This is a genomic window from uncultured Bacteroides sp. (assembly GCF_958445495.1).
GTDB lineage: Bacteria > Bacteroidota > Bacteroidia > Bacteroidales > Bacteroidaceae > Bacteroides.
The window spans coordinates 15,111-29,121 of record NZ_CAUCSQ010000048.1 but is presented as its reverse complement, the minus strand read 5'-3'; the positions used below and the strand labels follow the sequence as shown (position 1 = coordinate 29,121).

General features: G+C 43.6%; 14 protein-coding genes. 8 read left to right on the top strand and 6 right to left on the bottom strand.

The genetic code is table 11. From position 1 onward, the window contains the following. Positions 1-141: 141 nt before the first annotated feature. From argH to prmC, 5 genes are all read right to left on the bottom strand, one after another. A complete protein-coding gene (gene argH / locus Q5076_RS14455) occupies positions 142-1,482 on the bottom strand; it encodes an argininosuccinate lyase (RefSeq protein ID WP_303014304.1) in 1,341 nt (446 codons plus the stop codon). A 10-nt stretch (positions 1,483-1,492) separates the two neighbouring features. After that, positions 1,493-1,903, bottom strand: coding sequence for an SRPBCC family protein (locus tag Q5076_RS14450; protein ID WP_303014303.1), 411 nt, complete (start codon positions 1,901-1,903; stop codon positions 1,493-1,495). Between the two features lie 92 nt (positions 1,904-1,995). Continuing rightward, the gene (gene pyrE / locus Q5076_RS14445; RefSeq protein ID WP_303014302.1) at positions 1,996-2,634 is read right to left on the bottom strand and encodes an orotate phosphoribosyltransferase; all 639 of its coding nucleotides are present in this window, start codon (positions 2,632-2,634) and stop codon (positions 1,996-1,998) included. A 78-nt stretch (positions 2,635-2,712) separates the two neighbouring features. Continuing rightward, positions 2,713-3,195 carry a regulatory protein RecX gene (locus tag Q5076_RS14440; protein ID WP_004299786.1) on the bottom strand — a complete coding sequence of 161 codons (483 nt, stop codon included), beginning with the start codon at positions 3,193-3,195 and terminating at the stop codon, positions 2,713-2,715. Then, a complete protein-coding gene (gene prmC, locus Q5076_RS14435) occupies positions 3,192-4,028 on the bottom strand; it encodes a peptide chain release factor N(5)-glutamine methyltransferase (protein ID WP_303014301.1) in 837 nt (278 codons plus the stop codon). Before prmC ends, Q5076_RS14440 begins: the two co-directional genes overlap by 4 nt. 36 nt (positions 4,029-4,064) lie before the next feature. Between prmC and ribD the strand changes: the two genes are divergently transcribed. The 8 genes from ribD to Q5076_RS14395 all read left to right on the top strand — a co-directional run bounded on the left by ribD (position 4,065) and on the right by Q5076_RS14395 (position 12,815). After that, positions 4,065-5,120 (top strand): bifunctional diaminohydroxyphosphoribosylaminopyrimidine deaminase/5-amino-6-(5-phosphoribosylamino)uracil reductase RibD, encoded by a 1,056-nt coding sequence (gene ribD, locus Q5076_RS14430; RefSeq protein WP_004324596.1) that lies wholly within the window; start codon positions 4,065-4,067, stop codon positions 5,118-5,120. A 142-nt stretch (positions 5,121-5,262) separates the two neighbouring features. Next, positions 5,263-6,852, top strand: coding sequence for a DUF6242 domain-containing protein (locus Q5076_RS14425; protein ID WP_303014300.1), 1,590 nt, complete (start codon positions 5,263-5,265; stop codon positions 6,850-6,852). Positions 6,853-6,877: 25 nt separating this feature from the next. Continuing rightward, positions 6,878-7,612, top strand: coding sequence for an isoprenyl transferase (locus tag Q5076_RS14420; protein WP_303014299.1), 735 nt, complete (start codon positions 6,878-6,880; stop codon positions 7,610-7,612). A 30-nt stretch (positions 7,613-7,642) separates the two neighbouring features. Beyond that, the gene (locus Q5076_RS14415; RefSeq protein ID WP_303014298.1) at positions 7,643-10,294 is read left to right on the top strand and encodes an outer membrane protein assembly factor; all 2,652 of its coding nucleotides are present in this window, start codon (positions 7,643-7,645) and stop codon (positions 10,292-10,294) included. Positions 10,295-10,317: 23 nt separating this feature from the next. Then, positions 10,318-10,833: an OmpH family outer membrane protein gene (locus Q5076_RS14410; protein WP_004310500.1), complete on the top strand. Its 516-nt coding sequence runs from the start codon at positions 10,318-10,320 to the stop codon at positions 10,831-10,833. Positions 10,834-10,889: 56 nt separating this feature from the next. Continuing rightward, a complete protein-coding gene (locus Q5076_RS14405; RefSeq protein ID WP_303014297.1) occupies positions 10,890-11,405 on the top strand; it encodes an OmpH family outer membrane protein in 516 nt (171 codons plus the stop codon). Positions 11,406-11,664: 259 nt separating this feature from the next. Further along, complete coding sequence (murI, locus tag Q5076_RS14400; RefSeq protein WP_303014296.1) at positions 11,665-12,507, top strand: glutamate racemase; 843 nt, start codon at positions 11,665-11,667, stop codon at positions 12,505-12,507. 74 nt (positions 12,508-12,581) lie between these two features. Continuing rightward, positions 12,582-12,815 (top strand): DUF2007-related protein, encoded by a 234-nt coding sequence (locus Q5076_RS14395; protein ID WP_303014295.1) that lies wholly within the window; start codon positions 12,582-12,584, stop codon positions 12,813-12,815. Here Q5076_RS14395 and Q5076_RS14390 read toward each other — a convergent pair. Further along, positions 12,784-13,935, bottom strand: a complete 1,152-nt coding sequence (locus tag Q5076_RS14390) for a pyridoxal phosphate-dependent aminotransferase (protein ID WP_303014294.1) — start codon at positions 13,933-13,935, stop codon at positions 12,784-12,786. The genes Q5076_RS14395 and Q5076_RS14390 overlap by 32 nt on opposite strands. Between the last annotated feature and the right edge of the window lie 76 nt (positions 13,936-14,011).

Genomic DNA, 14,011 nt, shown 5'->3' with positions numbered 1-14,011 from the left:
CGACCCTAACCTTGGCAAGGTTATGCTCTACCAACTGAGCTATTTCCGCATTTTTTCAACGGGTGCAAAGATAAACAGTTTACTTGTTTCTGCCAAATCTTTTCGAAGGAAAGTTTTAAAAACTATCCTTCGAAAAATTATTTACCGACCGAGAAGCGCTTTTTCTGCGTTCTCTATTCCACAGAAATTGAACCCTTCGACAACCTGTTGCATCAACGACGTTATCTCAGCATTGCACAAGTTACCGATACTGCCTTCGTGAGTATGATGCACCTCTTTACTATGAGAGAATTTTCCTGCTTCAATGTCCAATCCCACTTTCTTATAAGCATCACGGAAAGGCATGCCTTCACGGGCCAGACGATTGACCTCTTCCACACTAAATATCAGCGAATATTTGTCATCATCGAGAATATGCTCGTTTACTTTAATTTCATTCATGATATAGGTTGTCATCTGCAAACAATCTTTCAATTCCTGAAAAGCAGGAATAAAAACTTCCTTTATTATCTGCAAATCACGGAAATAACCGGAAGGGAGATTATTCGCAATCATCATAATCTGTTGAGGAAGCGCCTGTAATTTATTACATTTGGCACGTGTCAGTTCAAATACGTCAGGATTCTTCTTATGCGGCATTATACTGGACCCCGTAGTACAGTCATCCGGCAACTTGACAAAACCGAAATTCTGGCTGTTGAACATACAGGCGTCAAAAGCTAGCTTCGATATCGTACCGGCAATTGTCGCTAAGGCAAAAGCCACATTACGTTCCATCTTGCCACGCCCCATCTGCGCATATACCACATTATAATTCATCGAATCAAAGCCAAGCAAACGGGTCGTCATCGTCCTGTCCAAAGGGAAAGAAGAGCCGTATCCGGCAGCGGAACCTAACGGATTGCGATTACACATTTTAAAGGCTGCCTGCAAAAATTGCATATCATCCACCAGGCTCTCGGCATACGCCCCAAACCATAGTCCAAAAGAAGAGGGCATGGCAATCTGCAAATGTGTATATCCCGGCATCAAAACATTCTTGTACCGTTCGCTCTGGCTAATCAGCACATGGAAAAGCTGCTCCACCGACTCGGCGATTTCCTTAATCTGCGTACGGGTAAAGAGTTTCAAATCTAACAGGACTTGGTCGTTCCGCGAACGCCCGCTGTGAATTTTTTTCCCTACATCACCTAAACGGCGGGTTAACATCAATTCCACCTGGGAATGTACATCCTCCACTCCGTCTTCAATTACAAATTCCCCTTTTTCCGCTGAAACATATATATTTTTCAACTCGGCCAACAGTTGTTCCAACTCTTCCTTTGCCAACAAACCGATACTTTCAAGCATCGTGATATGAGCCATGGAACCAAGCACGTCATGTTTAGCCAGATAAAGGTCCATTTCACGGTCACGCCCTACAGTGAAGCGTTCGATATCCTTGTTTACCTGTACGGATTTCTCCCAAAGTTTCTGTGCCATAAAATCAAAATTAATAATTAACGACAGCCAGCATTTCGACCATTTTTTCCAATCCTTCCTGAAGCGGTTTCTGTATCATCGCTTTCATAAACGGATTGACCTCTATTCCGATAGTCACCTTCACCTTGCACTCCTCTTCCGTGATTTTCACCAATTGAATCCACATATTAAAAGGAAGGGGTGAATCGGTAGTCGCCAGTTTAATACATTTACAGGGGTCACGCTCTACAATCCGCAACGTCAACCGCCCGACAGGAGCGACTTTAAAACTCAACGTATCCGAGTCAAAACTCAGGTCCTCCACCTTATCCTGCGGCAAACGGTCTTTGATTGCCTCCAGATTACTCAAATCGGAAAGTTTGTTATACACACGTTCCTGACTATAAGGTATTACCTTGACACTACTCTCAAAATTTACCATAACTTCTATTAGTATAAAATAAAAAAGAACAACTCGAACAATTTCTGTCCGAACGGTTCTTTTTTCCAAATATCTGATTCAAAAATAAAATCTTATTTTCCGGCATCCCAATGTGCAGGGTCCTTACGCCATTCGTTCAATGTCTGTATGTCTTCCTCTTCAATATAACCCGTACGAAGCGCCACATCCAATACCGCTTCATAATTAGTCAACGTCACCAAAGGCACTTTAGCGGTTTTGAACGCCTCTTCCGCAATGGGGAAACCGTAAGTATAAGCCGCAACCATACCTATCACGTCGCAACCGTCACGACGAATCGCCTCTACCGCTTTCAAGCTGCTGCCACCGGTAGAAATCAAATCTTCCACCACTACCACTTTCATTCCCGGACGAAGTTCTCCTTCAATCAGGTTTTCCAATCCATGATCTTTCGGGGTAGAACGAACATACACGAACGGCAAATTCAATGCGTCAGCAACCAAAGCTCCCTGTGGGATAGCGCCTGTAGCTACGCCGGCAATCGCATCCACCTGTCCGAATCGTTCCAATATCAGACGTGTAATTTCAATCTTCACAAAATTACGAAGAGAAGGATAGGATAGAGTTTTACGGTTATCGCAGTAAAAGGGGGATTTCCATCCAGAAGCCCATGTAAAAGGGTTGGCAGGCTGAAGTTTAATAGCCTTAATCTTCAGCAGTTTCTCCGCAAATAGTCTCTCTAAGTTTTTCATAACTAAACTAACTATTAATTATTTGCCGCAAAAGTACAGAAATTGAACGAGAATAAAAAGAAGAATCCGTTTATTTTTTCAGTCAATTTGTTCCTCTTCATCGGGAATGTCGATACAACGCTTAATATCTTTCAGTTCAAATCCACGACTCATGGCAAATCGCATCAGCTTTCCATTCAATTCATAATCGTCTGCCGCATGGATACTTTTCCGCTTGGAAGCCAGCAGGTCACGCAGAATAGAAAGGTATTCTTCTTCATCAATTTCATTCAGATAACGCCATGCCACATCAGAAGGGATCTTCTTCATGTAAAGCCCCTGGGCTATTTTCATTTTCCCCCACTTGGCAAAGCGGAACTTGTCATTCACAAAAGCTCTGCAGAAACGTTCATCATCAATGAACTTCTCTGATTCCAGTCGGTCAAGAATACGCGCAATGGTATCATAGGCAATTCCCCAACGTTGTAACTTCTCATTTATTTCTGCCCGGCAATGCTCGGCAGTGGAGCAGTAAGAGGCTACGCGATTTAAAGCCTCTTCATCAGTTAATTGTGCACTCATCGGTTAGCTGTAACTATTCTATCTTTTCCAAATATGTCTTTAATAACACGCACATTACAATATTGGTTCATTTCGAGCATGTGCGCCGTTTCCCGGCCATAAGCCTGGTTTATTTCGAAATAAAGCCTGCCGCCCGGCAGAAGCAAATCATTCCCCAGACCGGCAATCCGACGATAAAACCGCAAAGGATCGTCGTCAGGGACAAACAAGGCAATCCCCGGTTCCCAGTCAAGCACATTCGCTTCCATCCCCTGTTTTTCCGCCTCCGTCACATAAGGAGGATTACTGACAATGACATCGTAACGGGAAGACTTGTCGAAACCGTCGGCCATCACATCCTGCCGGCGGAACACAACCCGGGCATTCAGTTCGCCATTATTCTTGCGGGCAATAGCCAACGCCTCTTCCGATACATCCCAGGCTTCCACTTCCGCATCCGGAAGACTTTTATCCAAAGAAATCGCAATACACCCGCTTCCCGTACCGATATCCAACAAACGGGAAGCGCCCGGATTCTCCTTCACTATCAAATCCACCAATTCCGCTGTTTCCGGACGCGGAATCAATACTCCGGGAGCGACTTTAAACCTCCTCCCGCAAAACTCCGCAAAACCGCGAACGTACTGTATCGGCTCATTTTTCTGCAAACGGAATATAATGTTTTCTAATTCACGCTGTTTGCATTCGGATAAAATTATATCTTTGCCCATGTAAATATCGAGCGCATCTAAGCCTAACATGTCGCAACAAATCAGCATCGAAAGGGCTTTTACCTCCTCCGGTGGATAGATTTCCTGCAAAGACTGGCGAATGTAAGCGGTGATACGATTCATATTTTCACAATTTCGGAGTGCAAAAGTAAGAATAATATGGCGAAGAGCACCAAAATGGAAGAAGAAAAATACATGAGGCGTTGCATTGAGCTTGCAAAGAACGGGTTATGCAATGTGTCTCCCAACCCGATGGTAGGGGCTGTTATCGTATGTCACGGACGTATTATTGGCGAAGGTTATCACATTCGCTGCGGAGAGGCACATGCGGAAGTCAATGCAATCCGTTCTGTCAAAGATGAGTCTTTATTGAAACATTCTACGATTTATGTCAGTCTGGAACCTTGCTCCCACTACGGGAAAACACCTCCTTGTGCGGATCTGATTATAGAGAAACAGATTCCACGCATTGTTATCGGATGCCAGGACCCCTTTTCTGAAGTAGCCGGACGGGGGATTCAAAAACTACGGGATGCCGGACGAGAAGTTACAGTCGGCATATTAGAGGAAGAATGTCAATCACTGATTCGTCGTTTTATTACTTTCAATACACTTCATCGGCCTTATATTACATTAAAATGGGCAGAGTCAGCCGATCGGTTTATTGATATAGAACGTACAAGTGGAATGCCTTTGATACTCTCCTCTCCTCTCACTTCAATGCTAGTACATAAAAAAAGAGCGGAGGCCGATGCTATTATGGTAGGCAGGCGAACAGCTTTATTGGATAATCCGTCGCTAACGGTACGCAACTGGTATGGACATAATCCAATACGTGTCGTATTAGACCGCACATTATCTCTTCCGAATGATTTACAAATATTCGATGGGAATGTACCAACATTAGTTTTTACTGAAAAGAAACAGCCAGCAAGAACCAACATCACATATATCTCCATCGACTTCAATCATAACCCACTGGAGCAGATTATGGAAGTACTGTATCAACGGAAAATACAATCCTTACTGGTAGAAGGAGGCAGCCAATTGCTGCAATCGTTCATTAATGACGAGCTATGGGATGAGGCGTATATCGAGAAGTGCCCCAGCAGACTACATTCCGGTGTTCAAGCACCCCAAATGAACGATAATTTTAGTTACTCGATAGAAGAACACTTCGAAAGACAATTTTGGCATTATGTTCATCGGATATAGCTAAAATAGTTCTATTCAGGGGATTTTACGTCGATAAAAACAGTGTTATTATCTATAATTTTATATAAAACTTACCTGTAATGTTCATTATCGGAAAAAATGTTTCTATTTTTGCAACTTGTAAATAAACACAATCTTTCAAATGAGAATAAAGTTTTTATCATTCATTGCGAGTTTCTTCATGGTGTCATTAGTTATAACGTCATGCCTTGACGATGATAACAACATCGAATACAGTCCTGATACGACCATCCATGCGTTCGAGCTTGACACTATAGGCTACGGAATCACTTATAAGTTTACGATAGACCAACTCAGAGGACTCATTTATAATGAAGACTCCCTTCCCGTGCATGCCGATACGATAGTTGACAAAATTCTGATTAAAACACTGACTACGGCATCCGGTATCGTAACCATGAAAAATAAAGATGACCAAGATTCAATAATCAACATCAATGATTCTATCGACCTGACCCCTTATATCAATGCCAACGACGAAAATAATAAATACTTAAAGATTAAAGTCTGGTCCCAGAATTGGGAAAAAACCAAAGATTACCGGATTTCCATCCGGAAACATAAATATGACCCGGACTCGTTGAAATGGGAATATGCGGGAAAAATGGGAGATAAGATACAATCCGAACAAAAATCCGTTGTCTTCAACAACAGCATCCTTACCTATACGGTAATTGACGAAACGGTTTTAAAGGTATATCAGAGCAGTCCTTTATCCACCGACCCAATGAGTTGGGAGTCAAAAGAAGTAAAAGGGCTACCGGCAGGCAAGCTTCCCACTTCCATCCTAACATTTAAATCCAGGAACGACGATTCTCCCCGGTTATACGCTACTTCGGTAGACGACAAGGTCTATGAATCTTCAGACGGTATCGAGTGGAAAGAATCTGAAATGTTCAAAGAAGAGGAAGGAGTCAAACTATTGCTCGCCACATTCACAAATGAAAAGATTGACGTAAATGAAACAAACAGCAAAATAAGTTATATTAAGGAAGACAAAGACGGGAAACGCCGTTTCTATGCTCTGTCTGACTCTCCGGTCAACAACGAGACGGGAAAGACATCGGACAGCAACCAAAACGAAAGCGAAGGAGAAGTTCCGGAAGAATTTCCAATCGGTAACATCTCTTATACAATGTACAAATCCTCTACAGGCGTCAATTCCGTTTTACTGGTAGGGGATACCAAGGATGAGACAACTCTGGACGACGGAACAGCAACGACTCTGGTATGGGGATACGACGGAAGTAAATGGGTTAAAGTCTCAGCAACGACTTCAATCGCGCATTGCCCGCATTTCACCCGTCCGTCCATCATATATTATAATGAGTTGATATATGTATTCGGAGAAGAATTCAAGTCGATATACGTTTCTAAGAGTCAAGGTTTCGCCTGGGAAAAAGCAAATTCCAAATTCGCTTTCCCGCGCAAAGACTGGACTGACGGAAACAGGACGACCGGTTCCCAGGCTGTCCCCGAATTCAGAGGCAGGAAGAACTACTCGATGGTACTGGATACAGCCAACCAGTATATATGGATTCTATTCAGTCAAGGCGAAGCAAGCTTCGATGAAGAAGTAGCGGATGACGAGGATGAAGAAGAAAGTACAAAGTCTACTATCAAGCAAAGGTACACATATAATTCCGAAGTTTGGCATGGCCGTCTAAATCAGCTATGGTTTGAGTTGGACCGGGCAAATGCCGGTAAATAATAAACGTACACGTTTCAAATAAAAAATGTCCTATATAGAACAAATAGACAAAACTCGGATTCCCCAACACGTAGCCATCATTATGGACGGCAACGGACGGTGGGCCAAGCAACGGGGAAAAGAACGTACTTACGGTCACCATGCAGGCGCGGAAACGGTACAGAGGATTACCGAAGATGCGGCTCGTCTGGGAATCAAGTACCTGACTCTATACACATTTTCAACCGAAAACTGGAATCGGCCACAGGAAGAAGTGGCGGCCCTGATGAATCTATTGCTGGATTCTATCGAAGAGGAAACATTAATGAAAAACAATCTCCGTTTCCAAGTCATCGGTGACTTCACGAAATTGCCGGCAGATGTACAGACAAGCCTGAAAACATGTATAGAGCACACTGTCAATAACACAGGTATGTGCCTGGTTTTAGCATTGAGCTACTCTTCCCGCTGGGAAATAACAGAGGCGGTCCGGCAAATAGGCGCACAAATAAAAAAAGGAGAATTATCTCCCGAACAAATAACGGATGAATGCATAGCATCCCACCTGTCGACTTGTTTCATGCCCGACCCGGATTTGTTAATCCGTACGGGAGGCGAAATCCGATTAAGTAATTATCTGCTATGGCAGTGTGCTTATTCGGAACTTTATTTTTGTGACACCTTCTGGCCGGATTTCAACAAAGAAGAACTCTACAAAGCAATTTGCGAGTATCAGCAAAGAGAACGTCGATTCGGCAAAACCAGTGAACAAATCAGCTAACATAATTCGAAACATCAAATAATAACATAAATGCATTATCGTATTTCCTTTATATTCGTAACGTTTATCTGCTTGTTCTGCTTTGCGGCAACAGGCATCGCGCAAGAAGCCAACACCGATGCGGACTCGAAACCCGTCATCTTATATTCCGGTACGCCCAAAAAGTATGAGATAGCGGATATCAAGGTCGAAGGCGTGAAGAATTATGAAGACTATGTATTGATAGGATTATCCGGTTTGTCGGTAGGACAGACAATCACTGTGCCGGGCGACGAAATTACCGGGGCAATCAAACGCTATTGGCGCCACGGTTTGTTCTCCGACGTGCAAATAACCGCTGAAAAAATAGAAGGAAACAAAATCTGGTTAAAAATCAGTCTGACCCAACGCCCGCGTATTTCGGACGTACGTTATCATGGCGTAAAAAAATCGGAACGCACCGATTTGGAAAGCAAACTGGGAATGGTTAAAGGCATGCAGATTACCCCCAACACGGTAGACCGTGCCAAAACATTGATTAAACGCTATTTCGACGATAAAGGATTTAAAAATGCTGAAGTCATTATCTCACAAAAAGATGACCCTTCCAGCGAAAATCAGGTAATTGTCGACATCGATATTGATAAGAAAGAGAAAATAAAAGTCCACGAAATTCAAATTGTCGGAAATACGGCAATCAAAACTTCCAAGCTGAAACGGGTAATGAAGAAAACCAATGAAAAGGGAAAACTTCGCAACCTGTTCCGTACAAAGAAATTCGTACCGGAAAACTATGAGGCGGACAAACAGCTTATCATCGACAAATACAACGAATTGGGATACCGCGATGCCATGATTGTGAAAGACAGCATATCGCAGTATGACGAAAAGACTGTCAATGTTTACCTGAACATAGACGAAGGACAGAAATACTACCTCCGCAACGTTACATGGGTGGGCAATACACTTTATCCGTCCGAACAGTTGAATTACCTTCTCCGCATGAAAAAAGGAGACGTATATAACCAGAAATTACTGAACGAGCGTATTTCTACGGACGACGACGCTATCGGTAATTTGTACTATAACAACGGTTACCTCTTTTATAACCTGGACCCGGTAGAAGTAAACATTGTAGGTGATTCCATCGACTTGGAAATGAGAATCTACGAAGGCCGCCAGGCTACCATCAATAAAATCAATATCAGCGGTAACGACCGGTTGTACGAAAACGTAGTCCGCCGCGAACTCCGCATCCGTCCGGGACAATTGTTCAGCAAAGAAGACCTGATGCGTTCGCTACGTGAAATTCAGCAAATGGGGCATTTCGACCCGGAAAAGCTGCAACCGGACATCCAACCGGACCCGATGAACGGAACAGTGGATATAGGCCTGCCCCTGACTTCTAAAGCCAACGACCAGGTAGAATTCTCCGCCGGTTGGGGACAAACCGGTATCATCGGTAAACTCAGTTTGAAGTTCACCAACTTCTCCGTTGCCAATCTATTGCATCCGGGCGAGAATTACCGGGGTATCCTGCCGCAAGGTGACGGACAGACATTGACTATCAGCGGACAGACGAATGCCAAATACTACCAGTCTTACAGTATTTCATTCTTTGACCCGTGGTTCGGCGGCAAACGTCCGAATTCATTCTCCGTATCAGCTTTCTTCTCCGTACAGACGGATATCAGCAGCCGCTACTATAACTCTAGTTATTTCAATAACTACTACAACAGCCTGTATAGCGGATATGGCGGTTACGGCATGTATAATTACGGATACAACAATTACGAGAACTATTACGACCCGGATAAGTCCATCAAGATGTGGGGACTCTCCGTAGGATGGGGTAAGCGTCTGAAATGGCCGGACGACTATTTCACCCTCTCCGCAGAGTTGGCTTACCAACGTTACAATCTGAAAGACTGGCAGTATTTCCCGGTTACCAACGGTAAATGTAACGACCTGAGTATATCATTAACTTTGGCGCGTAACTCCATCGACAATCCGATTTTCCCGCGCACAGGTTCGGATTTCTCATTGTCGGTACAGCTTACTCCTCCATACTCGATGTTTGACGGTAAGGATTACAAAGGTTACTACTCCGACCCTAAAACAGGCAGTATCACCCAAGACAATATGAACAAACTTCATAAATGGGTGGAATATCATAAATGGAAATTTAAAGGCAAGACATACACTCCGTTAATGGACCCGGTTGCACATCCAAAATGCTTGGTATTGATGACCCGTACGGAATTCGGTCTGTTAGGCCATTACAATGAATACAAGAAATCACCGTTCGGTACATTCGACGTCGGTGGTGACGGTATGACCGGTTATTCCAGCTACGCAACGGAAAGCATTGCCTTGCGCGGTTATGAAAACAGCTCATTGACCCCGTATGGTTCGGAAGGTTACGCTTATACACGCCTCGGAATCGAATTAAGATATCCGTTAATGCTGGAAACAAGTACCAACATTTATGTGTTAGGTTTCTTAGAGGCCGGTAATGCCTGGAACGATATTAAGAAATTCAATCCGTTTGACCTGAAACGTTCAGCCGGTGTGGGTGTCCGCATCTTCCTGCCGATGATTGGTATGATGGGTATTGACTGGGGTTACGGTTTCGACAAAGTATTTGGTTCTAAACAATATGGAGGAAGCCAGTTCCACTTTATCTTAGGACAAGAATTCTAATGTATCATCAAAAACTAAACGTTATGAGAAAGTCTGTTCTATTAATCATGATGCTATTTGCTGTCAGCATGGCAGCAAATGCACAGAAATTTGCACTGATCGATACGGAATATATTATGAAGAATATTCCGGCAGCTCAAAGCGCTAATGAGCAAATGCAAGAAGCTACGAAGAAATACCAGAGTGAAGTAGAAGCTCTGGCTAAAGAAGCCCAGAAGATGTTCCAAGATTACCAGGCAAAATCTTCCACTCTTTCTGCCGCACAAAAAACAAAGACAGAAGATGCAATCGTAGCGAAGGAAAAAGAAGCAGCCGAGCTGAAGCGTAACTACTTCGGTCCGGAAGGCGAATTAGCCAAGATGAGAGACAAGTTGATTACTCCGATTCAGGATGATATTTATGAAGCAGTGAAAGCTATATCACAGCAACATGGATATGATATGGTAATTGACAGAGCCTCTGCTACAGGTATAATATTTGCAAATCCACGCATAGATATTAGTGATGAAATCCTAAGAAAATTAGGATATTCAAATTAATTTCATACATTTGCAGCTGGAAATAACTAAAAATCATTCAAATAAATTATAGAACTATGCTAAAAAAAATTGCACTTGTAATGTTGCTTGCACTCCCGATGGGTGTATTTGCACAGAACTTAAAATTCGGTCACATCAATGCACAGGAAATCATCACGGTGATGCCCGAATTCACTAAAGCCCAAAATGACATTCAGACTTTAGAAAAACAACTTACAGCCGAACTTCAAAGAACCCAAGAAGAATTCAACAAAAAATATCAGGAATTCCAGCAAGCTATCGCAAAAGACTCCCTTCCGCCGAACATCGCCGAAAGAAGACAAAAAGAACTGCAGGATATGATGCAAAGACAAGAACAGTTCCAACAGGATGCTGCCCAGCAGATGCAGAAAGCACAGAGCGATGCAATGGCCCCCATCTACAAAAAGCTGGATGATGCCATCAAAGCCGTAGGAGCTGCAGAAGGAGTCATATACATCTTCGACCTTGCAAGAACTCCGATACCTTACGTTAATGAAACACAGAGCATCAATCTGACGGCCAAAGTAAAAACCCACCTCGGCATCAAATAAACCATAAGGAGCAAAAACAAAAAGAATAAGAAATGTAAAAAGAGGCTGTCTCAAAATAGAAAAATGGGACAGCCTTACTTATAATTGATAAGTTATAACATAAAATCCCTCCTATTTTAACCTTAACTCATTACAATACAAGGTAAGAATAGGGGGATTTTCCCTTTTAAAGTTTCAATCTATAAGATTTCCGACTTTCAATTTCCAGTTTGAGACAGCCACTTTTTTCATGTATATTTGAGTATAATTCCTATTTGCCATGAAACAGCAGTTACCCCATACGCCCGGCCCTATCGGAGTATTCGACTCAGGATACGGCGGACTGACAATCCTGAACAAAATAAAAGAAGTGTTGCCGGAATATGACTATATCTATCTGGGAGACAATGCCCGTACGCCCTACGGGACAAGGTCTTTCGAAATCGTCTATGAATTTACCCTGCAAGCCGTCAACAAACTCTTCGAGATGGGTTGTCACCTGGTCATACTCGCCTGTAACACAGCTTCCGCCAAAGCGCTGCGCAGCATTCAGATAAATGACCTGCCCCATATCGATTCCGAACGCCGTGTGCTTGGAGTGATTCGCCCCACCGTAGAATGTATCGGCAGCATAACCCGAAGCCGCCACATCGGAATACTGGCAACGGCAGGAACCATCAAATCCGAATCCTACCCGCTGGAAGTACACAAGCTCTATCCGGACATCCTAGTTAACGGGATAGCCTGCCCGATGTGGGTTCCGTTGGTGGAAAACAACGAATCGCAACATGAAGGAGCAGACTTTTTCATCCGGAAATACATCGACCAGCTTTTGCAGAAAGACTCGGAAATAGATACAATAATCCTGGGCTGTACCCATTACCCGTTACTGCTCCCCAAAATCCGGAAATACGTCCCGAACAATATCCGTGTGATTGCACAAGGAGAGTACGTTGCCGAGAGTTTAAAAGACTATTTGCGCAGACATCCGGAAATGGACGCCAAGTGTACGAAAAACGGCAGTTGCTTGTTTTATACGACAGAAGCGGAAGAAAAATTCATCGAATCCGCCTCCACCTTCCTCAACCAACAAATCAGTGTAAAACGAATTGTAATCGAATAAATCTCTGAAAAAATAACCGTTTATGCCTTCTTTTTGTTATATTTGTGAATAATAATCCCTAACATCACAAGATTATGAAAGAAGAAGATTACAGCAAGTCAATAGAAGTATTCTCCGGTTCACCGTGGGAAGCCGAGATTATCAAAGGATTATTGGAAAGCAATAACATCCGTTGCGTCATCAAAGACGGCATTATGGGAACATTAGCCCCTTATATCGCCCCGGCAGTCTCCGTTCTTGTCATGGAAGAGGAATACGAGGCCGCCACAGAACTCATCAGAATCCGTGCCGAGAAAGATAGTGACTGATACGTTCCAGCCCTTCCCGGATGTTCTCCAATGAATTTGCATAGGAGAAACGTATATATCCTTCGCCTCCTGTGCCGAAATCAATGCCGGGAGTTACGCCTACATGTGCATTCTCTAGAATATCAAAAGCAAAACGGTAAGAATCGGAAGTAAACTTGCGGGCATCGGCAAAAATATAGAACGCTCCCTGCGGTTCTACCTTAATCTCGAAACCCATCTCCCGAAGACGTGCAATCATATACCGCCGGCGTTCGTCATAGATTGACCTCATTCGTTCCATATCGGCATCAGCATGCCTCAAAGCGGCAATCCCCGCCTGTTGCGCCACACTGGACGCACAAATAAACAAATTCTGCTGCAGCTTCTGCAAAGAGCGCATACAAGATTTGGGTGCTATCAGATATCCCAACCGAAGTCCGGTCATCGCAAAACGTTTGGAAAAACCGTTCAACACAAACGCCCGGTCGGTATATTCAAGAATACTGTGTGCACGGTCGCCGTACACCAGTCCGTGATAAATCTCATCCGAAATAATAGGAACCCCAAGCGATGCCGCCTCTTTTAGAAAATCTTCTCCCAGCAACATCCCCGTCGGATTCATCGGCGAATTGATAAAAATCGCCGCCGTACGTGAGTTCACGCATTTCCGAATTGCCTCCATATCATATTGAAGCCCGTTTTCCTCAGACAAAGGAACCAGAACAGGCTTAGCATGGGCAGCCAACACGAAATTACGATAACAGGCATATCCGGGATTCGAAAGAATCACCTCACTGTCCGCATTGCACAACAACATCAGTACAAGCAAAATAGACGGAGAAGAACCGGAAGTCACCACAATACAGTCCGGATCAACCGCCACCCCGTATTCCCGCTGATAGAAAGCCGCAATCTCATGGCGCAACTCCGGCTCACCCAAAGAATGCGTATAATGGGTAAGATGTCTGTCATAAGCGGATTTCGCAGCTACCGCCACACAAGGCGGCACATCAAAATCCGGTTCGCCTACCTCAAGATGAATAATATCAATCCCCTGTTTCTGTAACTCATTAGCCCGTTCCAATACATCCATTACGATGAAGGAAGTCATCTGTTCTACTTGTGGATTCGTATGTTTCATTGCTTATCTTTTCTCAATCAGGCTGCAAAGATAATTCTTTTTAGCCTGTTTTAGTAACATCTCGGCAAAAAGCTCT

What these genes read in the sequence shown, in the direction of transcription:
- Q5076_RS14410 (WP_004310500.1), top strand. Translation starts at nt 10,318, where the DNA reads ATGAGAAAGTCTGTTCTATTAATCATGATGCTATTTGCTGTCAGCATG.
- Q5076_RS14425 (WP_303014300.1), top strand. Translation starts at nt 5,263, where the DNA reads ATGAGAATAAAGTTTTTATCATTCATTGCGAGTTTCTTCATGGTGTCA.
- ribD (WP_004324596.1), top strand. Translation starts at nt 4,065, where the DNA reads ATGGCGAAGAGCACCAAAATGGAAGAAGAAAAATACATGAGGCGTTGC.
- argH (WP_303014304.1), bottom strand. Translation starts at nt 1,482, where the DNA reads ATGGCACAGAAACTTTGGGAGAAATCCGTACAGGTAAACAAGGATATC.
- Q5076_RS14395 (WP_303014295.1), top strand. Translation starts at nt 12,582, where the DNA reads ATGAAAGAAGAAGATTACAGCAAGTCAATAGAAGTATTCTCCGGTTCA.
- pyrE (WP_303014302.1), bottom strand. Translation starts at nt 2,634, where the DNA reads ATGAAAAACTTAGAGAGACTATTTGCGGAGAAACTGCTGAAGATTAAG.
- Q5076_RS14415 (WP_303014298.1), top strand. Translation starts at nt 7,643, where the DNA reads ATGCATTATCGTATTTCCTTTATATTCGTAACGTTTATCTGCTTGTTC.
- Q5076_RS14450 (WP_303014303.1), bottom strand. Translation starts at nt 1,903, where the DNA reads ATGGTAAATTTTGAGAGTAGTGTCAAGGTAATACCTTATAGTCAGGAA.
- Q5076_RS14420 (WP_303014299.1), top strand. Translation starts at nt 6,878, where the DNA reads ATGTCCTATATAGAACAAATAGACAAAACTCGGATTCCCCAACACGTA.
- prmC (WP_303014301.1), bottom strand. Translation starts at nt 4,028, where the DNA reads ATGAATCGTATCACCGCTTACATTCGCCAGTCTTTGCAGGAAATCTAT.
- Q5076_RS14440 (WP_004299786.1), bottom strand. Translation starts at nt 3,195, where the DNA reads ATGAGTGCACAATTAACTGATGAAGAGGCTTTAAATCGCGTAGCCTCT.
- murI (WP_303014296.1), top strand. Translation starts at nt 11,665, where the DNA reads ATGAAACAGCAGTTACCCCATACGCCCGGCCCTATCGGAGTATTCGAC.
- Q5076_RS14405 (WP_303014297.1), top strand. Translation starts at nt 10,890, where the DNA reads ATGCTAAAAAAAATTGCACTTGTAATGTTGCTTGCACTCCCGATGGGT.
- Q5076_RS14390 (WP_303014294.1), bottom strand. Translation starts at nt 13,935, where the DNA reads ATGAAACATACGAATCCACAAGTAGAACAGATGACTTCCTTCATCGTA.